Source organism: Streptomyces sp. DT224 (assembly GCF_049844595.1).
In the GTDB taxonomy this organism is placed as follows: Bacteria; Actinomycetota; Actinomycetes; order Streptomycetales; family Streptomycetaceae; genus Streptomyces.
Map to the genome: position 1 here is coordinate 54,859 of NZ_JBNCLI010000014.1, position 25,807 is coordinate 80,665.

The 25,807-nt window shown below is 72.2% G+C and carries 22 protein-coding genes; 3 read left to right on the forward strand and 19 right to left on the reverse strand.

From position 1 onward, the window contains the following. Window positions 1–65 precede the first annotated feature (65 nt). Window positions 66–1,532: a GuaB1 family IMP dehydrogenase-related protein gene (locus ACLQ2N_RS31075; protein ID WP_425818270.1), complete on the reverse strand. Its 1,467-nt coding sequence runs from the start codon at window positions 1,530–1,532 to the stop codon at window positions 66–68. A gap of 317 nt (window positions 1,533–1,849) precedes the next feature. Here ACLQ2N_RS31075 and ACLQ2N_RS31080 point away from each other — a divergent pair, with 317 nt between their 5' ends. Then, entirely contained in the window at window positions 1,850–2,872 is a 1,023-nt protein-coding gene (locus tag ACLQ2N_RS31080; protein WP_425818272.1) for a terpene synthase family protein, read from the forward strand. 65 nt (window positions 2,873–2,937) lie between these two features. Here the strand turns inward: ACLQ2N_RS31080 and ACLQ2N_RS31085 are convergent, their stop codons facing one another. The 4 genes from ACLQ2N_RS31085 to fmt form a co-directional block, all read right to left on the reverse strand. Continuing rightward, a complete protein-coding gene (locus ACLQ2N_RS31085) occupies window positions 2,938–3,954 on the reverse strand; it encodes a sugar-binding transcriptional regulator (protein ID WP_018103922.1) in 1,017 nt (338 codons plus the stop codon). A gap of 135 nt (window positions 3,955–4,089) precedes the next feature. After that, a complete protein-coding gene (gene rpe / locus ACLQ2N_RS31090; RefSeq protein WP_425818274.1) occupies window positions 4,090–4,773 on the reverse strand; it encodes a ribulose-phosphate 3-epimerase in 684 nt (227 codons plus the stop codon). Window positions 4,774–4,886: 113 nt separating this feature from the next. After that, a complete protein-coding gene (locus tag ACLQ2N_RS31095) occupies window positions 4,887–6,320 on the reverse strand; it encodes an RsmB/NOP family class I SAM-dependent RNA methyltransferase (RefSeq protein WP_425818276.1) in 1,434 nt (477 codons plus the stop codon). 88 nt (window positions 6,321–6,408) lie between these two features. Continuing rightward, window positions 6,409–7,341: a methionyl-tRNA formyltransferase gene (fmt, locus tag ACLQ2N_RS31100; RefSeq protein WP_425818278.1), complete on the reverse strand. Its 933-nt coding sequence runs from the start codon at window positions 7,339–7,341 to the stop codon at window positions 6,409–6,411. Window positions 7,342–7,584: 243 nt separating this feature from the next. Here fmt and ACLQ2N_RS31105 point away from each other — a divergent pair, with 243 nt between their 5' ends. After that, a complete protein-coding gene (locus ACLQ2N_RS31105) occupies window positions 7,585–8,061 on the forward strand; it encodes a hypothetical protein (protein WP_425818280.1) in 477 nt (158 codons plus the stop codon). A gap of 247 nt (window positions 8,062–8,308) precedes the next feature. Here ACLQ2N_RS31105 and ACLQ2N_RS31110 read toward each other — a convergent pair whose 3' ends face one another. From ACLQ2N_RS31110 to pyrR, 14 genes are all read right to left on the reverse strand, one after another. After that, window positions 8,309–10,447, reverse strand: a complete 2,139-nt coding sequence (locus tag ACLQ2N_RS31110) for a primosomal protein N' (RefSeq protein ID WP_425818282.1) — start codon at window positions 10,445–10,447, stop codon at window positions 8,309–8,311. A gap of 128 nt (window positions 10,448–10,575) precedes the next feature. Next, a complete protein-coding gene (gene metK, locus ACLQ2N_RS31115) occupies window positions 10,576–11,784 on the reverse strand; it encodes a methionine adenosyltransferase (RefSeq protein ID WP_164402777.1) in 1,209 nt (402 codons plus the stop codon). 239 nt (window positions 11,785–12,023) lie between these two features. Continuing rightward, complete coding sequence (coaBC, locus tag ACLQ2N_RS31120; protein WP_425818284.1) at window positions 12,024–13,226, reverse strand: bifunctional phosphopantothenoylcysteine decarboxylase/phosphopantothenate--cysteine ligase CoaBC; 1,203 nt, start codon at window positions 13,224–13,226, stop codon at window positions 12,024–12,026. Between the two features lie 307 nt (window positions 13,227–13,533). Continuing rightward, window positions 13,534–13,806: a DNA-directed RNA polymerase subunit omega gene (rpoZ, locus tag ACLQ2N_RS31125; protein WP_003970369.1), complete on the reverse strand. Its 273-nt coding sequence runs from the start codon at window positions 13,804–13,806 to the stop codon at window positions 13,534–13,536. Window positions 13,807–13,887: 81 nt separating this feature from the next. Continuing rightward, entirely contained in the window at window positions 13,888–14,505 is a 618-nt protein-coding gene (gene gmk, locus ACLQ2N_RS31130) for a guanylate kinase (protein WP_425818288.1), read from the reverse strand. A 37-nt stretch (window positions 14,506–14,542) separates the two neighbouring features. Beyond that, window positions 14,543–14,866 (reverse strand): integration host factor, encoded by a 324-nt coding sequence (locus tag ACLQ2N_RS31135; protein ID WP_018103912.1) that lies wholly within the window; start codon window positions 14,864–14,866, stop codon window positions 14,543–14,545. A 247-nt stretch (window positions 14,867–15,113) separates the two neighbouring features. Further along, complete coding sequence (gene pyrF / locus ACLQ2N_RS31140; RefSeq protein ID WP_425818290.1) at window positions 15,114–15,953, reverse strand: orotidine-5'-phosphate decarboxylase; 840 nt, start codon at window positions 15,951–15,953, stop codon at window positions 15,114–15,116. Then, the gene (locus ACLQ2N_RS31145) at window positions 15,950–17,059 is read right to left on the reverse strand and encodes a quinone-dependent dihydroorotate dehydrogenase (RefSeq protein ID WP_425818292.1); all 1,110 of its coding nucleotides are present in this window, start codon (window positions 17,057–17,059) and stop codon (window positions 15,950–15,952) included. Before ACLQ2N_RS31145 ends, pyrF begins: the two co-directional genes overlap by 4 nt. A 55-nt stretch (window positions 17,060–17,114) precedes the next feature. Continuing rightward, complete coding sequence (gene carB, locus ACLQ2N_RS31150) at window positions 17,115–20,423, reverse strand: carbamoyl-phosphate synthase large subunit (RefSeq protein WP_425818294.1); 3,309 nt, start codon at window positions 20,421–20,423, stop codon at window positions 17,115–17,117. Continuing rightward, window positions 20,416–21,570, reverse strand: coding sequence for a glutamine-hydrolyzing carbamoyl-phosphate synthase small subunit (carA, locus tag ACLQ2N_RS31155; RefSeq protein ID WP_425818296.1), 1,155 nt, complete (start codon window positions 21,568–21,570; stop codon window positions 20,416–20,418). Before carA ends, carB begins: the two co-directional genes overlap by 8 nt. Further along, window positions 21,567–22,142 carry a hypothetical protein gene (locus tag ACLQ2N_RS31160; RefSeq protein ID WP_425818298.1) on the reverse strand — a complete coding sequence of 192 codons (576 nt, stop codon included), beginning with the start codon at window positions 22,140–22,142 and terminating at the stop codon, window positions 21,567–21,569. Before ACLQ2N_RS31160 ends, carA begins: the two co-directional genes overlap by 4 nt. Next, window positions 22,139–23,425, reverse strand: coding sequence for a dihydroorotase (locus ACLQ2N_RS31165; protein WP_073967773.1), 1,287 nt, complete (start codon window positions 23,423–23,425; stop codon window positions 22,139–22,141). The genes ACLQ2N_RS31160 and ACLQ2N_RS31165 overlap by 4 nt, the downstream gene beginning before the upstream one ends. Window positions 23,426–23,427: 2 nt before the next feature. Beyond that, window positions 23,428–24,411, reverse strand: coding sequence for an aspartate carbamoyltransferase catalytic subunit (locus tag ACLQ2N_RS31170; protein ID WP_425818462.1), 984 nt, complete (start codon window positions 24,409–24,411; stop codon window positions 23,428–23,430). Window positions 24,412–24,497: 86 nt separating this feature from the next. Continuing rightward, on the reverse strand, window positions 24,498–25,082 hold the full coding sequence (pyrR, locus tag ACLQ2N_RS31175; RefSeq protein WP_425818300.1) for a bifunctional pyr operon transcriptional regulator/uracil phosphoribosyltransferase PyrR: 585 nt from the start codon (window positions 25,080–25,082) through the stop codon (window positions 24,498–24,500). A gap of 221 nt (window positions 25,083–25,303) precedes the next feature. On the opposite strand from pyrR, the gene bldD reads away from it, so the two are divergent. After that, window positions 25,304–25,804 (forward strand): transcriptional regulator BldD, encoded by a 501-nt coding sequence (gene bldD / locus ACLQ2N_RS31180; RefSeq protein WP_018103903.1) that lies wholly within the window; start codon window positions 25,304–25,306, stop codon window positions 25,802–25,804. Window positions 25,805–25,807 lie beyond the last annotated feature (3 nt).

The window sequence follows — 25,807 nt, forward strand, 5'->3', positions numbered from 1 at the left end:
GGACGGAGCCGGGCATGACTGTGCCGGGGGACGGCGCGTGCCGCCCCCCGGCAGTAGACCACGGGTCAGCTCCAGCTGGCGTGCAGCGGCTTGCCCTCCGCGTAGCCGGCCGCGCTCTGGACGCCGACGACGGCCTTCTCGGCGAACTCAGCGAGGGAGGCCGCGCCCGCATACGTGCAGGAGGAGCGGACGCCCGCGATGATCGAGTCGACCAGGTCCTCGACACCGGGCCGCGCCGGGTCCAGGAACATCCGCGAGGTGGAGATGCCCTCCTCGAAGAGCGCCTTGCGGGCCCGGTCGTACGCGGACTCGTCGGAGGTGCGGTTCTTCACGGCGCGCGCGGACGCCATGCCGAAGGACTCCTTGTAGAAGCGGCCGTCGGCGCTCTGCTGGAGGTCGCCCGGGGACTCGTACGTACCGGCGAACCAGGAGCCGATCATCACGTTGGACGCGCCGGCCGCGAGGGCCATGGCCACGTCGCGCGGGTGGCGGACCCCGCCGTCGGCCCAGACGTGCTTGCCGTACTTCTTCGCCTCGGCGGCGCACTCCAGCACGGCCGAGAACTGGGGGCGGCCCACGCCGGTCATCATGCGGGTGGTGCACATGGCGCCGGGTCCGACGCCGACCTTGATGATGTCCGCGCCGGCCTCGATGAGGTCGCGCACGCCCTCGGCGGCGACGATGTTGCCCGCCACGATCGGCACCTGCGGGTCCAGCGCCCGGACCGCGCGCACCGCGTTGATCATGGACTCCTGATGGCCGTGCGCGGTGTCCACGACGAGGGTGTCCACCCCGGCGTCGAGGAGCTGCTTCGCCTTGCCGGCCACGTCGCCGTTGATGCCGACGGCGGCGGCGATCCGGAGCTTGCCGGCCGCGTCGGTGGCGGGGGTGTAGAGCGTGGCGCGCAGCGCGCCCTTGCGGGTGAGGATGCCGACGAGGCGGCCGTCCGCGTCGACGGCGGGGGCGAGCTTGCGGTTGGCGCCGTCCAGCTTGTTGAAGGCGTCGCGCGGGTCGATGTCCGCGTCCAGCAGGACCAGGTCCTTGGACATGACCTCGGAGAGCTGGGTGAAGCGGTCCACGCCGGACAGGTCGTGGTCGGTGACCACGCCGACGGGCCGACGGTCGGCGTCCACGACGACTCCGGCGCCGTGCGCGCGCTTGTGCAGCAGGGACAGCGCGTCGGCGACGGTCTGTCCCGGCGACAGCTCGATGGGCGTGTCGAGCACCAGGTGGCGCGTCTTGACCCAGGAGATGACCTCGGTGACGACCTCGATCGGAATGTCCTGCGGGATGACGACGAGGCCGCCGCGGCGGGCGACGGTCTCGGCCATCCGGCGGCCCGCGATGGCGGTCATGTTCGCGACGACCAGCGGGATGGTGGTGCCGCTGCCGTCGGGCGAGGAGAGGTCGACACCCTGGCGCGATCCGACCGCCGAGCGGCCCGGGACCATGAAGACGTCGTCGTACGTGAGGTCGTACGGGACCGAGGGGGACCCTGTATAGCGACCGGTGCCGGGCTCAAGAAAACGCATAACACTCATTTTTTCATACGAAATGGCGCAGGTCGCTCCCACGAAGACACAGCAAATGACTCCCACGCTCGTATGTTCCTACGAAAGAAGAGGAAGGAACCGCTGCGGGAGTCCCGGGCAAGTGCCACCTGCCTTGCCCCGAGACCTTACCCGAACAGCTTTCAACCATTCCCGATCATCTGCCCTGGACCTGGTGACAGGGGGTCAGGTAGCTTCAAACCCGCAGGTCCCGTGGGTCACCACAACGCCCCGGAGGAACGGACGGATCATGCTCAACTTCCGTCACCCGTACGACCGGAGAGGATCACGCCCCGCCCGTGGAGATCGAACTGCCGGACATCTACTGCCCGTTCCCCCAGCGGATGAACCCGCACGTCGCTCACGTACGGGAGCATCTGGACACCTGGACCCGCAACACCGGTCTTGTACACCGGGATTCGGCCAGGAAGCGCTTCGAGCAGGCGGACTTCGGCGCGTTCGTCGGCATGGTCTACCCGACCGCCGACAGCGAGAATCTGGACCTGGTCGCCGACTGGTTCGTCTGGCTCTTCCTCGTGGACGACCAGCTCGACGACGGCCACCTCGGCCGGAGCCCGGAGCGGGTGCGGGATGTCGTCGCGCTGATGCTGTCCGTGGTCGAGGGCACCCGCACCGGGGTGCTGGAGAGCGAGGAGCTGCCCGCCGCCGTGGTGGCCCTCATCGACCTGTGGCAACGCACGACGCCGACCGCGGCGGTGCACTGGCGGCGCAGGTTCGCCTGGCACCTGAAGAAGTACCTCACCACCGCCACCACCTGGGAGGCCGGGAACCGGGCCGCGGGCGTGGTGCCGTCGGAGGAGCTGTACATAGAGAAGCGCCGCCACACCGGCGCGATCATCGTCTGCATGGACCTGATAGAGATCGTCGCGGGCATCGAGGCGCCCTCCTCGATCCACAACGACCCCCGGTTCATCACCGCCCTCGAAGCGTCCTGCAACCACGTCTGCTGGGCCAATGACGTGTACTCGTACGAGAAGGAACAGGTGCTCGGCGAGATCCACAACCTCGTCCACCTGGTCCGCCACCACCGCGGCTACGGCAAGCAGCAGGCGCTGGAGCACGTCTGCGCGGAACTCGCCGTCGAGACGGAGCGCTTCCTGACGGCGGAGCGCGAGCTGCTGGAGGCGTATCCGCAGCTCGCGGGGATGCTGGAGCCGTATCTCGACGGCATGCGCAGCTGGATGCGCGGCAATCTCGACTGGTCCCGGCAGACGCCCCGCTACAACCCGGCCGACGTCAGCCAGTACGAGCAGCCGGAGCAGTACCTGGAGTCCACGGTCCTGGGCGTCTCCCCGGACTGAGCACCGGAGGTACGGGAGAGGGGCGAGCGGTCCGTGACCGCTCGCCCCTCTCCCGCTGGTACGCCTCAGTCGCCGTCCGGGTCCGCGCGCTCCAGGGCCGGGCGGCGCGGGGCGGCCGACTCGGTCAGCAGGTAGTCGGCGGCGGCGGTGTCCGTGACCAGGCTGGTGACCAGGCCGGACCGCAGCACCGCGCCGATCGCGGCGGCCTTGCGCTGCCCGCCCGCGATCGCCACCACCTCGGGGATCCGGCGCAGCCGGTCCGCCTCGACGGTGATGCACCGCTCGCCGAGGTCCCGGCCGACCCGGCGGCCCTCCGCGTCGAAGAGGTGGGCCGACATCTCGGCGGCGACCCCGAGCGAGGCGTAGTGCCGGCGCTCCTCGTCGGAGAGCATGTCGTGCACGGTCGAGATGCCGGGCTCCCAGGAACCGATGGAGACGGCCGCGACCGTCACCTTGTCGAAGTACTCGAAGGCGCGGGCGATCCCCGTCTGGTGCCGCAGCGCGGCGGCCGTCGCCGGGTCCGGCAGCAGCATCGGCGCGTAGATCGGGTGCGCCTCCCCGCCGGAGACCTGGGCTGCGCGCCGCACGGCCTCCACCGAACCGCGCTCGGCGGTGCCCGCGTCGTACACCCCGGTGAGCTGCACGACCGTGCACGGGGGCAGCCGGTCCAGGGCGGCGGCCATGTGGATGGTGGAGCGGCCCCAGGCGAGCCCGAGCACATCGCCCTCGTTCACCAGTTCGCCGAGCAGGTCGGCCGCGACCTCGCCCAGGTTCTCCGGGTCGGCCGCGTCGTCCTGCTCCTCGGCCGGGGACTCCACGACGACCGCGTGGCGCAGTCCGTAGCGGGCCCGGAGCGCGTCGGAGCGCTCGGCGTCCAGCTCGGCCGGGACCCGGATCTCGATGCGTACGAGGTCGCGCTCCAGAGCGGTCTCCAGGACCCGGGCGACCTTGAAGCGGCTGACGCCGAACTCCTCGGCGATCTGGATCTTGGATTTGCCCTCGAGGTAGAAGCGGCGGGCCATGGCCGCCGCCTGCACCAGCTCCGCGGGCCCCATCCGCAGGGCGGACCGGCCCGCCGACATTGCAGACACCGCGTTCTCCTCACTGCTGTTCACGCTCTTGATACGCCGTTCATCCTGTCAGATACGGCGATCCCTGACCGGTCCCGTCGGAACCCGTTCATCTGCCCTTGGCCCGGGCGACGCCCGTTCCCGGCCTCAGTGCGCGCAGCCCCAGCCGGCCGCACTGATGGCCCCGTCGGCCTTGGCCCGCAGCGCCCGCACCGCGGCGGCCGGGTCCCCCGCCCCGTACACCGCCGAGCCGGCGACGAAGACGTCGGCGCCCGCCTCGGCGCACCGCTCGATGGTGGACTCGGAGACGCCGCCGTCGACCTGGAGCCACAGATCGAGGCCGTGCTTGGAGATCAACTCACGGGTGCGGCGGATCTTCGGCAGCATGATGTCCAGGAACGCCTGGCCGCCGAAGCCCGGCTCCACGGTCATGATCAGCAGCATGTCGAGCTCGGGGAGCAGGTCCTCGTACGGCTCGATGGGCGTCGCCGGCTTGAGCGCCATCGAGGCGCGGGCTCCCTTGGCGCGGATCTCCCGGGCCAGCCGCACGGGGGCGGCGGCGGCCTCGGCGTGGAAGGTGACCGACCCGGCCCCCGCCTCGACGTACTGGGGTGCCCAGCGGTCCGCGTCCTCGATCATCAGATGGCAGTCCAGCGGCGTGTCCGTGGCCCTGCTGAGCGATTCCACGATCGGAACGCCGAGGGTCAGATTGGGCACGAAGTGGTTGTCCATGACATCGACATGGAGCCAGTCGGCGCCTTCGACGGCCTTGGCCTCATCGGCGAGACGCGCGAAATCGGCGGAGAGAATACTCGGGTTGATCTGGGCCATGGGCCAAGCCTGCCATGTTCTGCGTCACTTCCCGGCCTCGGTGCGCTCCAAAGGCTCACGGGATCATTACGGTTCGCGTATTCCCGGCGATTTGTCCCGGCGCGGGGCCTTGATCAGCCGGTACGGCGGAGCAGCGCGAGGTACATCGCGTCGGTGCCGTGCAGATGCGGCCAGAGCTGGACGTCGGGGCCGTCGCCCAGCGCGGGCACGCCCGGCAGCAGCGGTCGGGCGTCGATCCACTCCGCCTCGACGGGCGCCCCGCCGCGCCCCTTGAGCACGTCCTCCACGACGACCCGGGTCTCCGCGAGGTGCGGCGAACAGGTCGCGTACCCGACGATCCCGCCGACCCGTACGGCCTTGAGCGCCTCGCGCAGCAGCCCGCGCTGGAGGGGGGCGAAGCCCTCCAGGTCCTCCTTGCGGCGGCGCCAGCGGGCCTCGGGGCGGCGGCGGAGCGCGCCGAGCCCGGAGCAGGGCACGTCCATCAGGACCCGGTCGAAGCTGCCGGGGCGCCACGGCGGGCGGGTGCCGTCGGCGGTGATCACCTGGTACGGGCCGGGGTTGCCGGCCAGCGCGCGCTCCACGAGGCGGGCGCGGTGCGGCTGCTTCTCGGCGGCCAGCAGGGCGGCGCCGCGGTCCGCCGCGAGGGCGGCGAGCAGGGCGGCCTTGCCACCGGGGCCCGCGCAGCCGTCGAGCCAGCGGGCGTCGGGGCCCTCCAGCGGGGCGGCGGCCAGGGCGGCGGCGACGAGCTGGCTGCCCTCGTCCTGGACCCCGGCCCGGCCCTCGCGCACGGCGGTCAGCGCGCCGGGCTCGCCGCCCTCGGCCATCCGCACGGCGTAGGGCGACCAGCGGCCGGGCAGGGCGTTGTCCTCGCCCAGCTCCTCGGTGAGCTCGGCGGTGGTGGAGCGGCCGGGGCGGGCGACGAGGGTGACCTCGGGCCGCTCGTTGTCCGCGTCGAGCAGGTCCTCGATCCCGGCGCGGCCGCCGCCGAGGGCGTCCCAGAGCGCGGAGACGACCCAGCGCGGGTGCGAGTGGACGACGGCGAGGTGGTCCTCGGCGTCGTCCTCGTAGGCGGGGGCCACCTTAGCGACCCAGCCGTCGAGGTCGTCGGCGGACACCTTGCGCAGGACGGCGTTGACGAACTTGGCGCGCCCCTCCCCCAGCACCACCCGGGCCAGCTCCACGCTGGCGGAGACCGCCGCGTGGGTCGGGATGCGGGTGCCGAGGAGCTGGTGCACGCCCATGTTCAGCACGTCCAGGACCGGCGGGTCCACCTCGCGCAGCGGCCGGTCGATGCACGCGGCGACGATCGCGTCGTACGTCCCCTGGCGGCGCAGCGTGCCGTAGACCAGCTCGGTCGCCAGGGCGGCGTCGCGGTGGTCGAAGTCGCCCTTGGCCCGGGCCTTCTTCAGCAGCGGGGGCAGGACGAGGTTCGCGTACGCGTCGCGCTCGTCGACGGCCCGCAGGACCTCGAAGGCGAGGAAGCGGACCGGGTCCTTCTGGGGGCGGCGGTGGGGCTTGGCGGGACGGCGACGCGGCTGGTCGTTCACGTGAAAGGTGCTCCGCTGAGGATCGAGAGGACGAACCCTCCCAGCCTACGTCCCCGCCCCGGGATCTCAGCCGTCCCGCCCCGGGGTCTCAGCTCCCGACGAGCTCGCCGGGGACGATGCGCACCCCGCGCGCCCAGTCGGCGGCGCGCATCGGCTTCTTGCCCTGCGGCTGCACCCACAGGAGCTCGACCGCGTGCGACCCGGTGCCGACGAACACGTTGTTCTTGCCCACCGACAGCTCACCGGGCGCCAGCTCGGACCGGTCGACGGCGGGGGTGGCCTGGACGAGCTTCAGGCGCTCGCCGCGGAACAGCGTCCACGCGCCGGGGGCGGGGGTGCAGGCGCGGATGACGCGGTCGACGCGCAGGGCGGGCGCGGACCACTGGACCTGGGCGTCCTCGACGGTGATCTTCGGCGCGAGGGTGACCCCGTCGGCGGGCTGCGGCACGGCGTGCAGGGTGCCGTCCTCGATGCCGTCCATGGTCGCGGCCAGCAGTCCGGACCCGGCGAACGCCAGCCGGGTCAGCAGATCGCCGCTGGTGTCGGCCGGGCGGACCTCCTCGGTCAGCACGCCGTAGACGGGCCCGGAGTCGAGCCCCTCCTCGATGAGGAAGGTGGACGCCCCCGTCACCTCGTCGCCGGACATCACCGCGTGCTGCACCGGGGCCGCGCCGCGCCACGCGGGCAGCAGCGAGAAGTGCAGATTGACCCAGCCCTTCGCCGGAATGGCGAGCGCCGCCTTGGGCAGCAGCGCGCCGTACGCGACGACCGGGCAGCAGTCCGGCGCGATCTCCCGCAGCCGCGCGAGGAAGTCCTCGTCCCGGGGCCTGGCGGGCTTCAGCACCTCGATCCCGGCCTCCTCGGCGCGCTCGGCGACCGGGCTGGCCACCAGCCGCCGGCCACGCCCCGCGGGGGCGTCGGGCCGGGTGACGACGGCGGCCACCTCGTGCCGGCCGGAGGCGATCAGGGCGTCGAGTGCGGGAACGGCTACCTCGGGGGTGCCTGCGAAGACGAGCTTCATGGGTGGCTGACTGCCTCTCAGGCCGGACTCTCAGGCCGAAACGTTACGGTGACGAGCAACGCACAAGTCTATGGGGCGGCGGGCCGGGGGGCGTACGCGCGATCGCGCGCCCCTCGCAGGTGTGCATACGCCCCCTGGGCGTGACCAGATCCCCGGGTGCGGCGTTGGTCAAGAGAGATTGACCGAAGCGAGCCGCCCTGGTGCGGCCCGATCCCTTTCAACGCCGGTTCGAGAGGCTTCTTCATGGCCGACCACGCAACCCACGACGCCCAAGCGCGGGCCAGCCTGCATCTCCTGGTGCGGGACATCGAGCGGGTCCGGCGGCAGGTGGACGCACTGCGCACGCTCACCGCTCAGCTGGGCAACGTCTACCGTCCGCGCCGCACCGGCCCGTCCGCGGGCTTCGTCGTCTACGGCAGGGCCCCGGCCCCGACGGTGAGACTGGCCCAGGAACTGCGGGACAGCGTCGAGACGCTGGTCACGGCGGCCGTGGACTTCGACCGCTCACTGGGCTTCTCCTGGGACGCGGTGGGCTCCGCCCTCGGGGTCACCAAACAGGCCGTCCACCGCCGCTACGGATCACGGCGCACGGCCCCGCAGCCCACGGCGCCCGAGGCCGCCGAGGTCGTCCCCCAACGCGCCCCCACGGTCCCGGCCGCCCGCACCCCGCAACCCCAGCCGGACCGCCCCAACCCCTTCCCTGGGCCCCGCAACGGCTGACCCACGGGTGAGCGGGCCGCCCCCTCGACACGCGAGGGGGCGGCCCGCCTCAGGGCATCAACCGCGCCGGCACTCACACGTCAGTCGCACACGTCAGTCGCGCCCGCGCAAAACCAAGCCTGGCTGCGGCACGTCAGCCAAAATCAAGCCCGTCCGGCGCTTGAGGACAGGGCCTCGCCAAGACGCGCCCGCACCCGAACACCCGCGGCACCACACCCAGCCCGTCCGGCGCTTGAGGACAAAGACCTCAGCCGATGTCCACCGGATCCACCCGCACCCGCACCGCTCCCCCACCCCCACCACGCGCCACGCGCGCAGCACGCAACGCCGCGGCCAGCGCCGCCCCGCTCCCGGGCGGCACCCGCACCAACGCCCGCTCCCAGACCTCCCCCGCCGGCGCCTCGAACGCCCGCCGGGGCCGCCCCGGCACCGCGGCCGGCACCGGCACCGGCCCCAGCACCTCCGCGTCCGAAGGCAACCGCGCACCCGCGAGAAACGCGGCCAGCGCCTCCGGCTCCCCCGTCACCGACGCCATCCGGGACACCGGCGGGAAGCCCAGCTCGGCCCGCTCCGCCAGCTCCCGCCTGGCGTGGCCGACCGGGTCCCAGCGGACCAGCGCCTGCACGGGCCGCAGCGTCGGCTCGGCGACGACGACCACCGTGCCGCCCTCGGGCCGCCCCCGGACCAGCGCGGCGGCGGCCGTCCACCGGCGCAGTGCCTCCTCACCGGCGCGCAGATCGGGCCGGCCGACCATCGCCCAGCCGTCGAGCAGGAGCGCCGCCGCGTATCCGCCCTCGGCGACCGGCTCGGCGCCCGGCGTGCTGACGACCAGCGCGGGCTGGGCCGGCACAGAGTCGAGGACGTGGTCGCGCCCCGACGTCCGCACCGGCACCGCCGGAAACGCCCGGCCCAGTTCCTCCGCCGTGCGCCTGGCCCCCACGATCTGGGCGCGCAGCCGCCGCCCGCCGCAGGCCACGCAGTGCCAGGACGTCTCGGCCCGTCCGCACCACGCGCAGTTCAGGTCCTGCTGGTCCGGCGCCTCCAGCGGTCCTGCGCACTGCCGGCACCTGGCGGGCTCACGGCAGCGCTCGCAGGCGAGCCGGGGGGCGTAACCCCGGCGGGGCACCTGGACCAGCACCGGACCGGTGCGCAGCCCGTCCCGGACGGTCTGCCAGGCGAGGCTGGGCAGCCGGGCGGCCCGCGCGGCCCCGTCCCGCGCGAGCTCACCGTCACCCACGGTGCGGATGACGGGCGCCGCCGCCCGCACCTGGTCCCGGTCGGCGCGCAGCGGCAGCGCCCACCCGCTCTCCACGAGCTGCGCGGCCTCCACGGTGCAGCTGACGGAGCCGAGCAGGAAGGCGCACCGGCCGTGCGTGGCCCGCAACTCCAGGACCTCCCGGACGTGCGGGAAAGGGGCGCGGTCGTCGCTGTGGCTGGAGTCCCCGTCGTCCCAGACGACGACGAGCCCGAGGTCGGCGACGGGCGCGAACATCGCCGCCCTGGTTCCCACCACCGCCCGGACGGAGCCGCGCCGCACGGCGAGCCATTCCCGGTAGCGCTTCCCGGGCCCGGAGCCGGCGGTGAGCAGCGCGTGCCGCCCCTCGCCGAGGGCGGCGGTGAGCGCGGCGTCGACCCGGGCGGCGGTCCGCCCGTCGGGGACGACGACGAGGGCGCCGCGCCCGGAGGACAGGGTGGCCGCCACGGCCGCGGCGATCTCGGCCGGCCAGTGCGGTCCGGGCAGCGCGGTCCACACGGCCCGGGGCGCGCCTCCGCCGGCCAGCGCGGAGAGGAACGCGGGTCCCTGCGCGTACCGCTCCCAGCTCCCGGGGGCGGGGGGCGCGGGGGCGGGCAGGGGCGCGGGCGACGGCTTGGCCTCGGCCTGCGCGTTGCGTGGGGGGACGGCGAGCTGGAGGACGTCGGCGAGGCTGCCCGCGTACCGGTCGGCGACGGCGCGGGCGAGGGCGAGGAGGCCGGGGCCGAGGACCGGCTCGGGCGAGACGACGGAGGCGAGCGCGGCGAGCGCCCCGTTGTAGTCGGACTCGGCCAGCCGCTCGATGAGGAAGCCGTCCACGAGCCCGCCGCCCTCGCGCCGGCCGCCGCGCACATGGCGGCCCCCGGCACCGAAGCGGACCCGGACGCGCACCCCGGGCTGTGCGTCGGCGTCCAGCTCCTGGGGGACGGCGTAGTCGAAGTACTGGTCGAGGTGGAGCGCGCCCTTGTTGACGAGGACGCGGGCGACGGGCAGTTCCTCGGCGAGGGCGGCACCGCGCCAGGTGCGCGGTTTGGCGCGCGGCACGTCCGCCTTGCGGACGGCCTCCCGGATCAACGCAAGCTGTTCCGGCGCCCCGGCCCCGGGCTCGTCGGACCGCTCGTTCTCGCTGCTCACAGCTCCATCCCTACCAGACGCCTCGGACAACGGCGCCGGCCCGCCCCGTGACCCCGGCCGTGAAACGCCGGAGCCCGGACACCGTCACGGTGTCCGGGCTCCGGCGGCAGACCGGCGGTGCGCGGTGCTTACAGGCCGGCGGCGGCGCGCAGCGCGTCCACCCGGTCCGTGCGCTCCCACGTGAAGTCGGGCAGCTCGCGGCCGAAGTGGCCGTACGCGGCGGTCTGGGCGTAGATCGGGCGCAGCAGGTCGAGGTCGCGGATGATCGCGGCCGGGCGGAGGTCGAAGACCTCTCCGATGGCGTGCTCGATCTTCTCGGTGTCGACCGCGGCGGTGCCGAAGGTCTCCACGAAGAGGCCCACCGGCTCGGCCTTGCCGATCGCGTACGCGACCTGGACCTCGCAGCGGGCGGCGAGGCCGGCCGCGACGACGTTCTTGGCGACCCAGCGCATGGCGTAGGCGGCCGAGCGGTCCACCTTCGACGGGTCCTTGCCGGAGAAGGCGCCGCCTCCGTGGCGGGCCATGCCCCCGTAGGTGTCGATGATGATCTTGCGGCCGGTCAGACCGGCGTCGCCCATCGGGCCGCCGATCTCGAAGCGGCCGGTCGGGTTGACCAGGAGGCGGTAGCCCTCGGTGTCGAGCTTGATGCCGTCCTCGATGAGCTGGTTCAGCACGTGCTCGACGACGAACTCGCGGATGTCGGGCGCGAGCAGCGAGTCGAGGTCGATGTCGCTGGCGTGCTGCGAAGAGACGACGACCGTGTCGAGGCGGACGGCCTTGTCGCCGTCGTACTCGATGGTGACCTGGGTCTTGCCGTCGGGGCGCAGGTAGGGGATGGTCCCGTTCTTGCGGACCTCGGACAGCCGGCGGGAGAGCCGGTGCGCGAGGTAGATCGGCAGCGGCATGAGCTCGGGGGTCTCGTCGCAGGCGTAGCCGAACATCAGGCCCTGGTCGCCGGCGCCCTGCTTGTCGAGCTCGTCCTCATCGCCCTCGACCCGCTTCTCGTACGCCGTGTCGACGCCCTGGGCGATGTCCGGGGACTGGGCACCGATGGACACCGAGACACCGCAGGAGGCGCCGTCGAAGCCCTTCTTCGAGGAGTCGTAGCCGATCTCCAGAACCTTGTTGCGGACCAGCGTCGGAATGTCGGCGTAGGCCTTGGTCGTGACCTCACCCGCGACGTGCACGAGACCGGTGGTGATCAGGGTCTCGACGGCGACGCGGGAGGAGGGGTCCTCGCGCAGGAGCGCGTCGAGAATGGTGTCGCTGATCTGGTCGGCGATCTTGTCGGGGTGGCCCTCGGTCACGGATTCCGAGGTGAAGAGACGGCGGGACACATCGCTCCCTGGGGTTGCAGCGGCTGCTGGCTGATCATTGGCCGGACGGTCCGGGAGCTGCGCCCGGCATGGTCCAGAGAGCAGTTTATCGGTCAGCTCCGGCCGGCGGACAGCGTGTCTCGCCCTTTGGCCCTCCTGTGACGAGTCCCACCGGGGCCGGAACACCCCGGAAGCCTGCTGCCGCAAGGTCCCGGACCGTGTCGCGGGGACGCTGTCCGCCCCGGCGTGTCACCGCGAATTCATCCGAAGCGGGCCGCGACGAGGTCCCACACCGTGTCGGCCAGGGCCTCCTTGGGCCCGTAGGGCACGGGGGTCTCGGTGCCGTCGGCGCCGAGCACCACGGCCTCGTTCTCCTCGGCGCCGAAGGTCTTGCGCTCCCCGACCTCGTTGACCACCAGCAGGTCGCAGCCCTTGCGGCGCAGTTTCTCGCGGCCGTTGGCCAGGACGTCGTCGGTCTCGGCGGCGAATCCGACGACGACCTGCCCGGGCGTGGCGCGCTCGGCGGAGACCTCGGCGAGGATGTCCGGGTTGCGGACGAGCACGAGGGGGGCGGGCTCCTGGCCGTCCTTCTTCTTGATCTTCCCGGTGGCGTACTCGGCGGGCCGGAAGTCGGCGACGGCGGCCGCCATGACCACGACGTCGGCGTCCCGGGCCGCCTTCAGCACGGCCTCGCGCAGCTGTGTCGCGGTGCCGGCACGGACGACGTCGGCGCCGGACGGGTCGGGAAGCCCGGTGTTGGCCTCGACCAGGGTGACCCGGGCGCCGCGCGCGACGGCCGTGCGGGCGAGCGCGTAGCCCTGCTTGCCGGAGGAGCGGTTGCCGAGGTAGCGGACCGGGTCGAGGGGTTCCCTCGTACCGCCGGCGCTGATCACCACGTGCCGGCCCACGAGGTCGGGGGCGGCCGCGCCCCGGGCGAGGACCCGGCGGCAGACCTCGTAGATCTCGCCCGGGTCGGGGAGGCGGCCCTTGCCGGTGTCGACGCCGGTGAGGCGGCCGACGGCGGGCTCGATGACGACGGCGCCCCGGCGGCGCAGCGTCGCGACGTTCTCCTGGGTGGCGGGGTGCTCCCACATCTCGGTGTGCATGGCCGGGGCGAAGACGACCGGGCAGCGGGCGGTGAGCAGGGTGTTGGTGAGCAGGTCGTCGGCGAGGCCGTGGGCGGCCTTGGCGAGCATGTCGGCGGTGGCGGGGGCGACGACGACGAGGTCGGCGTGCTGCCCGATCCGGACGTGGGGCACCTCGTGGACGTCGTTCCACACCTCGGTGGAGACGGGGTGGCCGGAGAGCGCGGACCAGGTCGCGGCCCCGACGAAGTTCAGGGCGGACGCGGTGGGGACGACCCGTACGTCGTGGCCGGACTCGGTCAGCCGGCGCAGCAGCTCGCACGCCTTGTACGCGGCGATGCCGCCGCTGACCCCCAGAACGACCTTCGGCTTGTCCACTGCGTCTCCCCGCACTCGGTCACGCACCCTGCGTGCGTACGCCTCCATGCTGCCTCACGGGCGCGGGCGCCGGTCGGTCGGCCCGGACACGCCCCGGGCCTTCCCTTTGGATCAGGCTGGGCTCGCGGGGCGTGGCACGCGTGTCTGCCGCGTTGTCGTCAGTTGCCGACGCTCCGCGTTGTCGCCCTCCTCCGCCTTGCAGCCACACGCACCACGCCCCGCTCCCTGATCCAGCCTGATCCAAAGGAAAGGCCCCGGGCCCGGCGGATGATCCGCCGGGCCCGGGGTGAAGGTGCGTCGTCGCTGCTTACTGCGCGGGGCCCTCGATGGCCTCGGACGTGAGCAGGCCCGCGTTGATCTCGCGGAGCGCGATCGAGAGCGGCTTCTCGTGCACGTGGGTGTCGACGAGCGGACCGACGTACTCGAGGAGGCCCTCACCGAGCTGCGAGTAGTACGCGTTGATCTGGCGCGCGCGCTTGGCGGCGTAGATCACGAGGCTGTACTTCGAGTCGGTTGCTTCGAGGAGCTCATCAATCGGCGGGTTGATGATGCCCTCGGGCGTGGTGATGGAAGAGGACACGCTCTGCCTTCCGAAGGGGATGAAGATCAAAGAATTCTTTGACAGTCAGGGGCCTTGATGCCGGGCCCCGCTGCCGGTGGTTCACTCGCCGGCGGCGCGGTGGCCGGAAGCCTCCAGCATCAAGGCTAGCAGCTCGCGTGCCACGTCCTCGACGGAGGTGTTGACGAGCGTCGTGTCGAACTCCGCTTCGGCGGCCAGTTCCACCTTGGCGGCGCCGAGCCGGCGTTCGATCACCTCGGGCGCCTCGGTCCCCCGGCCGGTGAGCCGGCGGACCAGTTCCTCCCAGCTCGGCGGGGCGAGGAAGACCAGCTGGGCGTCGGCCATGGACTGGCGGACCAGCCGGGCGCCCTGGAGGTCGATCTCCAGGAGCACCGGCTCCCCCGCCTCCAGCCGCTCCTGCACGGCGCGGCGCGGCGTGCCGTAGCGGTTGCCGGCGAACTCGGCCCATTCCAGCAGCTCGCCGTTGGCGACCAGCTTGTCGAACTCCTCGTCGTCCACGAAGAAGTAGTGGACGCCGTTGCGTTCGCCGGGGCGGGGCTTGCGGGTCGTCGCCGACACCGAGAGCCACACCTCGGGGTGGACCTTGCGCATATGCGCGACGACCGTGCTCTTGCCGACCCCCGAGGGGCCGGAGAGCACGGTCAGCCGCGGACGTACGTCCGGGGGTACGGGGGACGTCCCCCGGGATGTTGCAGCCATGGAGCGATTATCCAGGTTCTCAGGGGTGCCTGAGAACTCAGGCGGCGGTGCCGCCGAACTCGCGCTCCAGGGATGCGATCTGGTTGGAGCCAAGACCCCGCACACGGCGGCTCTCGGAGATGCCGAGCCGCTCCATGATCTGCTTGGCACGGACCTTGCCCACACCGGGCAGGGACTCCAGCAGGGCGGAGACCTTCATCTTGCCGATGACGTCGTTCTCCTGGCCCGACTTGATGACCTCGTGGAGGGAGGCGCCGGAGTGCTTGAGTCGATTCTTGACCTCGGCCCGCTCCCGGCGAGCCGCGGCGGCCTTTTCGAGCGCGGCTGCGCGCTGTTCAGGGGTAAGGGGCGGAAGAGCCACGCCTACGTCACCTCGGATGTCGATCTGTCGGATACGGACCGGTGAGGCAGCGGGGATCGCCCCTCACCTGGTGAGCCGCGAACACCCCGTGCGCGTCGGCTCTCGACGGAGACTAGCGGCCAAGGCCGCCGGAGTCAGCGAGAACAGACGAAAAGTCCTGGTCAGCCTCTGCCGACCAGGACTTTTCAGGCATAACGACCGAGTTTTTTTCGTCAGGATTCCGTCAACACACGGTTACGTGGCAGGGTCAGCGGTCCGAGACCGCCGCGCGGACCTCGTCCGCGAACCGTTCGGCGGCGCCGCGCAGCCCCGCGATGTCCGGCCCGTGGCGCAGCACGCCCCGGCTCACGGTGGGCACCACGTTGCGCACCGCGTCGCCGAAGACGCCCGGCAGATCGGCCGGGGTCGCCCCCTGCGCGCCGATGCCGGGGGCGAGCAGCGGCCCGTTGATCGCGAGGTCCACGCCCACGTCGCCGAGCGTGGCGCCGACGACCGCCCCGACCGAGCCGAGCGGGGCGGCGCCCGCGTTCTCGGCGGCCATGTGGTCGAGCATCAGCTGGGCCAGCGGACGGCCGTCGGCAGCCGTGGCGCGCTGCACCTCGGCGCCCTCCGGGTTGGAGGTCAGGGCGAGGACGAAGACACCGGCGCCGGAGACCGCCGCCGCGTCGAGCGCGGGCCGCAGTGAGCCGAAGCCGAGGTACGGCGAGACCGTGACCGCGTCCGAGAACAGCGGCGAGTCCTTGTCCAGGTAGGTCGCCGCGTAGGCGCCCATGGTGGAGCCGATGTCGCCGCGCTTGGCGTCCATCAGGACCAGGGCCCCGGCCGCGCGCGCCTCCTCGACGGCCTTCTCCAGGACGGCGATGCCCCGCGAGCCGAACCGCTCGAAGAACGCGGACTGCGGCTTGAGCACGGCGACCCGGTCGGCCAGCGCCTCGACGACCGTACGGGTGAACCGCTCCAGGCCCGCCACGTCGTCGGGGAGCCCCCAGGCGCTGAGCAGGGAGGCGTGCGGGTCGATGCCGACGCAGAGCGGGCCTCGGGTGTCCATGGCGTGGCGCAGCCGGGCGCCGAAGGGTTCCAGGGTCATTTCGCTGCCTTCCGGGATTCCGCGCCGACGGCGTCGGCGAGTGTGGCGTACGGGGAGGCGGCCAGGCGCGCGGCCAGGCCCTTGTGGATCGCGCGGGCGTAGAACGGGCCCTCGTAGATGAAGGCGCTGTAGCCCTGGACGAGGGTGGCTCCGGCCAGGATGCGCTGCCAGGCGTCCTCGGCGTTCTCGACGCCGCCGACGCCCACCAGGGTGATCCGGTCCCCCACGCGCCGGTGGAGGCGGCTGAGGACCTCCAGGGAGCGTTCCTTGAGGGGGGCGCCGGACAGGCCGCCGGTCTCCTTCACCAGGGCCGCCGGGGACTTCAGGCCCAGCCCGTCGCGGGCGATGGTGGTGTTGGTGGCGATGATGCCGTCCAGGCCCAGCTCGACGGCCAGATCGGCGACCGCGTCGACGTCCTCGTCCGCGAGGTCCGGGGCGATCTTGACGAGCAGCGGGACGCGGCGGCGGGTGACGGTGCGGTCGGCCGCCTCGCGCACGGCGGTGAGCAGCGGGCGCAGCGACTCGGTGGCCTGGAGGTTGCGCAGGCCGGGGGTGTTGGGCGAGGAGACGTTGACGACGAGGTAGTCCGCGTGGGCGGCCAGGCGCTCGGTGGACTTCACGTAGTCGGCTGCGGCGTCGGCCTCGGGGACGGCCTTGGTCTTGCCGATGTTGACGCCGACGGTGGTGCGGAAGACCGGGGTGCGGGCGGCGAGCCGGGCCGCGACGGCGGCGGAGCCCTCGTTGTTGAAGCCCATGCGGTTGATCAGCGCGCGGTCCGCCACCAGGCGGAACAGCCGCTTCTTCGGGTTGCCGGGCTGCGCCTCGCCGGTCACGGTGCCGATCTCGACGTGGTCGAAGCCCAGCATCGCCATGCCGTCGATCGCCACGGCGTTCTTGTCGAAGCCCGCGGCGAGCCCGAAGGGGCCGTGCATCCGCAGGCCCAGGGCCTCGGTGCGCAGCGACGTGTAGCGGGGGGCGAGGGCGGCGGCCAGGCAGGTGCGCAGCACGGGGACGCGGGCGGCGAGGCGGATCCAGCGGAAGGCCAGGTGATGGGCCTGCTCCGGGTCCATGCGCTTGAAGACCAGCTGGAAGAAGAACTTGTACATCACGGTGTCCTCATGAAGAGGGGGACACCGTTTCCGGTGTCCCCCTGGGAGCGGGCTAGTCGCGGGCCGCGGTCAGATGTTCCGCGTGTTCCTGGAGGGAACGGACGCCGACGTCTCCGTTGTTGAGGGCGTCGATGCCCTGGACGGCCGCGGCGAGCGCCTGGACCGTGGTCAGGCAGGGCACGGAGCGGGCGACGGCCGCGGTGCGGATCTCGTAGCCGTCGAGCCGGCCCCCGGTCCCGTACGGGGTGTTGACGATGAGGTCGACACCGCCCTCGTGGATCAGCTGGACGATGGTCGGCTCGCCGTCCGGGCCCTCGCCCTCGGACTGCTTGCGCACGACCGTGGCGTTGATGCCGTTGCGCTTGAGGACCTCGGCGGTGCCGGAGGTGGCCAGCAACTCGAAGCCGTGGGCGACCAGCTCGCGGGCCGGGAAGATCATCGAGCGCTTGTCGCGGTTGGCCACCGAGATGAACGCGCGTCCCTTGGTGGGCAGCGGCCCGTAGGCGCCGGCCTGCGACTTGGCGTACGCGGTGCCGAAGACCGAGTCGATGCCCATGACCTCGCCGGTGGAGCGCATCTCCGGGCCGAGGATGGTGTCGACGCCGCGGCCGTGGATGTCGCGGAAGCGCGACCACGGCATGACGGCCTCCTTGACGGAGATCGGCGCGTCCAGCGGCAGCGTGCCGCCGTCGCCGCTCTTCGGCAGCAGGCCCTCCTCGCGCAGCTCGGCCACGGTCGCGCCCAGCGAGATGCGGGCGGCGGCCTTGGCGAGCGGGACCGCGGTCGCCTTCGAGGTGAAGGGCACGGTCCGCGACGCGCGCGGGTTGGCCTCCAGGACGTAGAGGATGTCGCCGGAGAGCGCGAACTGGATGTTGATCAGGCCGCGGACGCCGACGCCCTTGGCGATGGCCTCGGTGGAGGCGCGCAGCCGCTTGACGTCGTGGCCGCCGAGGGTGATCGGGGGCAGCGCGCAGGCGGAGTCGCCGGAGTGGATGCCGGCCTCCTCGATGTGCTCCATGACGCCGCCGAGGTAGAGCTCGGTGCCGTCGTAGAGGGCGTCGACGTCGATCTCGATGGCGTCGTCGAGGAAGCGGTCGACCAGGACCGGCCGGGTGGGGCTGATCTCGGTGGACTCGGCGATGTACGCGGAGAGCCGGGTCTCGTCGTACACGATCTCCATGCCGCGCCCGCCGAGCACGTACGAGGGGCGGACGAGGACGGGGTAGCCGATCTCGTCGGCGATCTCCTTGGCCTCGGCGAAGGTGGTGGCGGTGCCGTGCTTGGGGGCGGGCAGGCCGGCCTCGGCAAGGACGCGGCCGAAGGCGCCGCGGTCCTCGGCGGCGTGGATCGCCTCCGGGGAGGTGCCGACGACGGGCACGCCGTTGTCCTTGAGCGCCTGCGACAGGCCCAGCGGGGTCTGGCCGCCGAGTTGGACGACGACGCCCGCGACCGGGCCCGCCAGGGACTCGGCGTGCACGATCTCCAGCACGTCTTCCAGCGTCAGGGGCTCGAAGTACAGGCGGTCGGAGGTGTCGTAGTCGGTGGAGACCGTCTCCGGGTTGCAGTTGACCATCACGGTCTCGTAGCCGGCGTCGCTGAGCGCGAAGGAGGCGTGGACGCAGGAGTAGTCGAACTCGATGCCCTGGCCGATGCGGTTGGGGCCGGAGCCCAGGATGATCACCGCGGGCTTGGTGCGCGGCGCGACCTCGCTCTCCTCGTCGTAGGAGGAGTAGAAGTACGGGGTCTTCGCGGCGAACTCGGCGGCGCAGGTGTCGACCGTCTTGTAGACCGGGCGGATGCCGAGCGCGTGGCGGACCTCGCGGACGACGTCCTCGCGCAGGCCGCGGATCTCCGCGATCTGGACGTCGGAGAAGCCGTGCCGCTTGGCCTCGGCGAGCAGCTCGGGGCCGAGCTTGCCGGCGGCGGCCAGCTCGTCGGCGATCTCCTTGATCAGGAAGAGCTGGTCCACGAACCAGGGGTCGATCTTCGTGGCGTCGAAGACCTCCTCCTGGGTGGCGCCGGCCCGGATCGCCTGCATGACCGTGTTGATGCGGCCGTCGGTCGGGCGGACCGCCTCGGCCAGCAGCTCGGCCTTGTCGCCGGGGTCGCCGGTGAAGGTGAACTGCGAGCCCTTCTTCTCCAGGGAGCGCAGGGCCTTCTGCAGGGCCTCGGTGAAGTTCCGGCCGATCGCCATGGCCTCGCCCACCGACTTCATGGTGGTGGTGAGGGTGGAGTCGGCGGAGGGGAACTTCTCGAAGGCGAAGCGCGGGGCCTTGACGACGACGTAGTCGAGGGTCGGCTCGAAGGAGGCCGGGGTCTTCTCGGTGATGTCGTTGGGGATCTCGTCCAGCGTGTAGCCGACGGCCAGCTTGGCGGCGATCTTGGCGATCGGGAAGCCGGTGGCCTTGGAGGCGAGCGCCGAGGAGCGGGAGACGCGCGGGTTCATCTCGATGACGATGACGCGGCCGTCGGCGGGGTCGATCGCGAACTGGATGTTGCAGCCGCCGGTGTCGACGCCGACCTCGCGGATGATCGCGATGCCGATGTCGCGCAGCCGCTGGTACTCGCGGTCGGTGAGGGTCATCGCCGGGGCGACGGTGATCGAGTCACCGGTGTGGACGCCCATCGGGTCGAAGTTCTCGATGGAGCAGACGACCACGACGTTGTCGTTGCGGTCGCGCATCAGCTCCAGCTCGTACTCCTTCCAGCCGAGGATGGACTCTTCGAGCAGCACCTCGGTGGTCGGGGAGAGCGTGAGGCCCTGGCCCGCGATGCGGCGCAGCTCCTCCTCGTCGTGCGCGAAGCCGGAGCCGGCGCCGCCCATGGTGAAGGAGGGGCGGACGACGACCGGGTAGCCACCGAGCGTGTCGACGCCGGCGAGGACGTCGTCCATGGAGTGGCAGATGACCGAGCGGGCGGACTCGCCGTAGCCGATCTTCTCCTTGACGGCCTCCACGACGCCCTTGAAGAGGTCGCGGTCCTCGCCCTTGTTGATGGCCTCGACGTTGGCGCCGATGAGCTCGACGCCGTACTTCTCCAGGACACCGTTCTCGTGCATGGAGATCGCGGTGTTGAGCGCGGTCTGGCCGCCCAGGGTGGGCAGCAGTGCGTCGGGGCGCTCCTTGGCGATGATCTTCTCGACGAATTCCGGGGTGATCGGCTCGACGTACGTGGCGTCGGCGATCTCCGGGTCGGTCATGATCGTCGCCGGGTTGGAGTTCACCAGGATGACGCGCAGGCCCTCGGCCTTGAGCACGCGGCACGCCTGGGTGCCGGAGTAGTCGAACTCGGCGGCCTGCCCGATGACGATCGGGCCGGAGCCGATGACCAGGACGGACTGGATATCGGAGCGCTTAGGCACGCTGGCCCTCCATCAGGACGGTGTTCATCAAAGACGTGAAGCGGTCGAAGAGGTACGCGGCGTCGTGCGGGCCGGCCGCCGCCTCGGGGTGGTACTGGACGCTGAAGGCCGGCCGGTCGAGCAGCTGGAGGCCCTCGACGACCTGGTCGTTCAGGCAGACGTGGGAGACCTCGGCGCGGCCGTAGGCGGTGTCGGAGACCTTGTCGAGCGGGGCGTCGACGGCGAAGCCGTGGTTGTGGGCGGTGACCTCGACCTTGCCGGTCGAGCGGTCCTGCACGGGTTGGTTGATGCCGCGGTGGCCGTACTTCAGCTTGTACGTGCCGAAGCCGAGCGCGCGGCCCAGGATCTGGTTGCCGAAGCAGATGCCGAACAGCGGGGTCCGCCGCTCCAGGACGCCCTGCATCAGGGCGACCGGGTGGTCGGCGGTGGACGGGTCGCCGGGGCCGTTGGAGAAGAAGACGCCGTCGGGGGCGACCGCGTAGATCTCCTCCAGCGTGGCGGTGGCGGGCAGCACATGCACCTCGATGCCGCGCTCGGCCATCCGGTGCGGGGTCATGCCCTTGATGCCGAGGTCGATCGCGGCGACGGTGAACTTCTTGGTGCCGATCGCGGGGACGACGTACGCCTCCTTGGTGGCGACCTCGGCGGACAGGTCGGCGCCCGTCATCTCGGGGGCCTCCTGGACGCGGGCCAGCATCGTGGCCTCGTCGGTGACGGCCTCGCCGGAGAAGATGCCGACGCGCATCGCGCCGCGCTCGCGCAGATGGCGGGTGAGGGCGCGGGTGTCGACGCCGCTGATGCCGACGACGCCCTGGTTGGCGAGCTCCTCGTCGAGGGAGCGGCGGGAGCGCCAGTTGGAGGGGGTCCGGGCGGGGTCGCGGACGACGTAGCCGGAGACCCAGATCTGCTTCGACTCGGGGTCCTCGTCGTTGACGCCGGTGTTGCCGACGTGCGGGGCGGTCATCACGACGACCTGGCGGTGGTACGAGGGGTCGGTCAGCGTCTCCTGGTAACCGGTCATGCCGGTGGAGAAGACCGCCTCGCCGAAGGTCTCCCCCACAGCCCCGTAGGCGCGGCCGCGGAAGGTGCGGCCGTCCTCCAGGACGAGTACGGCGGGAGCCTGGGCTCCCCGGGTGGAGGTCGTCATCGTGCGATGCCTTCCGTAGTGCTGGTGAGGTGGTTGACGGCGTCGACCCAGGTGGGGTGTTCGGCCGAGTGGTCGGAGCGGAATCCGGAGTCGATCAGCCGGTCGCCGAGCGCCCAGGTGATGACGAGGAGTCCGCCCTCGGGCAGGACCTTGCCCGCCAGTGCCCTTTCGGTGCGGGCGCCGCGCAGGTCGGCGGCCGGGACGAAGAAGTCCGCGGCGCCTGGCCGTACGACGTCGAGGCCCTCGGCGGTGAGGGTGAGCTCGACGCGGCTGCGGGTGCCGAGGCCGTGGGCGACGATCCGGTCGAGCCACTGCCCGGCGGTGGTCGACGCGTGGTAGCGGCCGGAGAGGGTGAGCAGCTTCTCGCCGTCCGCGAAGCCTTCCGGCGCGGTGGCCGGGGCGGGCAGGCCGGACTGGAGGCTTCCGCGCCACTTCCAGCCCTGGCGCATCAGCCAGTAGACGAACACGACGAGGACGACGAGTCCGATCACCCAGCTGATCCGCGCGGACCAGTCGGTCACTTCAGCCGACTTCTGCTCGGCGGCCAGTTGGTACAGGGTCTGTGTTGTCACGCGAGCTTCCCGTCGACGACCGTGGCACGGCCCCGCAGGAAGGTGTGGGTCACTCGGCCGGGCAGCTCGCGCCCCTCGTACGGGGTGTTGCGGCTGCGGGAGGCGAAACCCGCGGGGTCCACCTCTCCACGGTATGCCGGATCGACCAGCGTGAGGTTGGCGGGCTCACCGGCCGAGACGGGGCGGCCGTGTCCTTCGAGCCGTCCGATGGCCGCGGGGCGCGCCGACATGCGGTCGGCGACGCCGGCCCAGTCGAGCAGCCCGGTCTCGACCATCGTCTGCTGGACGACGGAGAGCGCGGTCTCCAGGCCCACCATGCCCATGGCCGCCGCGGCCCACTCGCAGTCCTTGTCCTCGTGCGGGTGCGGGGCGTGGTCGGTGGCGACGCAGTCGATCGTGCCGTCGGCGAGCGCCTCGCGCAGGGCCATGACGTCGGCCTCGGTGCGCAGCGGCGGGTTCACCTTGTAGACGGGGTTGTAGCTGCGGACGAGCTCGTCGGTGAGGAGCAGGTGGTGCGGGGTGACCTCGGCGGTGACGTTCCACCCCTTGGACTTGGCCCAGCGCACGATCTCCACGGAGCCGGCGGTCGACAGGTGGCAGATGTGGACCCGGGAGCCCACGTGCGCGGCGAGCAGGACGTCGCGGGCGATGATCGACTCCTCGGCGACGGCGGGCCAGCCGCCGAGGCCCAGCTCGGCCGAGACGACGCCCTCGTTCATCTGGGCGCCCTCGGTGAGGCGGGGCTCCTGGGCGTGCTGGGCGACGACGCCGTCGAACGCCTTCACGTACTCCAGGGCGCGGCGCATGATGACCGCGTCATCCACGCACTTGCCGTCGTCGGAGAAGACCTTCACGCCGGCGGCGGAGTCGTGCATGGCGCCGAGCTCGGCGAGCTGCTTGCCCTCCAGGCCGACGGTGACGGCGCCGACGGGCTGGACGTCGCAGTAGCCGGACTCCTTGCCGAGGCGCCAGACCTGCTCGACCACTCCGGCGGTGTCGGCGACCGGGAAGGTGTTGGCCATGGCGTGGACGGCGGTGAAGCCGCCGGCCGCGGCGGCCCTGGTGCCGGTGAGGACGGTCTCGGAGTCCTCGCGGCCGGGCTCGCGCAGATGGGTGTGGAGGTCCACCAGGCCGGGCAGCAGGACCTGGCCGGCCGCCTCGATCACGGTGGCGTCGCCGGCGTCGAGACCGGTGCCGACGGCGGCGATGGTCTCGCCGTCGATGAGGACGTCCTGCGGGTCGCCGCCGAGTACCTTCGCGCCGCGGATAAGGATCTTGCTCATGGTTACTTGTTCTCCTCGGTACGGGCGGCGGTGGGGGTGGCTGACTCGTAGCCGCCGAGCAGCAGGTAGAGCACGGCCATGCGGATGGAGACGCCGTTGGCGACCTGCTCGACGACCGTGCAGCGGTCGGAGTCGGCGACCTCGGCGGTGATCTCCATGCCGCGGACCATGGGACCGGGGTGCATGACGACGGCGTGCTCGGGCATCTTCGCCATCCGCTCGCCGTCCAGGCCGTAGCGGCGCGAGTACTCGCGCTCGGTCGGGAAGTAGGCGGCGTTCATCCGCTCGCGCTGCACACGAAGCATCATCACAGCGTCGGACCGGTGCAGCACCTCGTCCAGGCCGTAGCTGACGTCGCAGGGCCACTGCTCGACGCCGACCGGGACCAGGGTGGGCGGGGCGACGAGGGTGACGTGGGCGCCGAGCGTGTTCAGCAGGTGCACGTTGGAACGGGCGACCCGGCTGTGCAGGATGTCGCCGACGATGGTGATCCGGCGGCCGTCGAGGTCCTTGCCGAGCCCCGCGTCGGCGCCGACGAGCCGGCGGCGCATCGTGAAGGCGTCCAGCAGGGCCTGGGTGGGGTGCTCGTGGGTGCCGTCGCCCGCGTTGACGACGGCACCGTCGATCCAGCCCGAGGTGGCCAGCCGGTACGGGGCTCCGGAGGCGCCGTGGCGGATGACGACGGCGTCGGCGCCCATCGCCTCCAGGGTGAGGGCGGTGTCCTTGAGGGATTCGCCCTTGGAGACGGACGAACCCTTCGCGGAGAAGTTGATGACGTCGGCGGACAGCCGTTTGGCCGCCGCCTCGAAGGAGATGCGGGTACGCGTCGAGTCCTCGAAGAAGAGGTTGACGACGGTCCGGCCGCGCAGGGTCGGGAGCTTCTTGATCGGCCGGTCCGCGACCCTGGCCATCTCCTCGGCGGTGTCGAGGATCAGGACGGCGTCGTCGCGGGTGAGGTCGGCGGCCGAGATGAGGTGACGCTTCATCTGGGTGTTCTCCGGGTGGCTGGAGGTTTCAGGCATGCGGGCGCGCGGAAGCCGCCGCACGGCGGGTGGGCCGTACGGGCAGGGAGCTAGCGCTCGACCGCGGGGGCGGCCGGCTCGACCCCGAGCAGCACGGCGTCGCGGCCGTCCTCCTCGGCGAGCTGGACCTTGACCGTCTCCCGCAGCGACGTGGGGAGGTTCTTGCCGACGTAGTCGGCGCGGATCGGCAGTTCGCGGTGGCCGCGGTCGACGAGGACCGCCAGCTGCACCGCGCGGGGCCGGCCGATGTCGCCGAGCGCGTCGAGGGCGGCGCGGATCGTGCGGCCGGAGAAGAGGACGTCGTCCACCAGGACGACCAGGCGGCCCTCGATGCCCTCGCCGGGGATCTCGGTGCGGGCGAGGGCGCGCGCGGGGCGCAGCCTCAGGTCGTCGCGGTACATGGTGATGTCGAGGGAGCCGACCGGCATCGTGCGGCCGGTGATCTCCTCGAGCTTGGCGGCGAGCCGGCCGGCGAGGAAGACCCCGCGGGTCGGGATGCCGAGGAGCACCACGTCGTCGGCGCCCTTGGCACGTTCGACGATCTCGTGGGCGATGCGGGTCAGAGCCCGGGCGATGTCGGGAGCCTCCAGAACGGGGCGTGCCGCGTTGCCGGTGGCGTCGTGCTGTGCGTCCATAAGAAACGGACCTCCTTCTCCGCCTCACGGGACGGACCTTAAAGGACGTCGAAATTGCGTCATCCACGTTACCAGGGCCCTTGCCGGACCTCGTCCCCACCCCCGGGGAGAGCCGGTACGGACCATCTCAGCTTGACGCGACCAAGTAACGCTGCGTAACCTCACAGTGAGTTACCAGCCACGCGGCCCAGCCGCGTACGTTCCAGCGTCCGGGGAGCCTTATGTCCAGCGAATACGCAAAACAGCTCGGGGCCAAGCTCCGTGCCATCCGCACCCAGCAGGGCCTCTCCCTCCACGGCGTGGAGGAGAAGTCCCAGGGCCGCTGGAAGGCCGTCGTGGTCGGTTCGTACGAGCGCGGCGACCGTGCCGTGACCGTGCAGCGCCTTGCCGAGCTGGCGGACTTCTACGGCGTCCCGGTCCAGGAGCTCCTGCCGGGCACGACGCCCGGCGGTGCCGCCGAGCCGCCGCCGAAGCTGGTCCTCCAGCTGGAGCGCCTGGCGCACGTGCCCCCGGAGAAGGCCGGCCCCCTCCAGCGTTACGCGGCGACGATCCAGAGCCAGCGCGGCGACTACAACGGCAAGGTGCTGTCGATCCGCCAGGACGACCTGCGCACGCTGGCCGTGATCTACGACCAGTCGCCTTCGGTGCTGACGGAGCAGCTGATCAGCTGGGGCGTGCTCGACGCGGACGCGCGCCGCGCCGTCGCCCACGACGAGGGCTGAGCA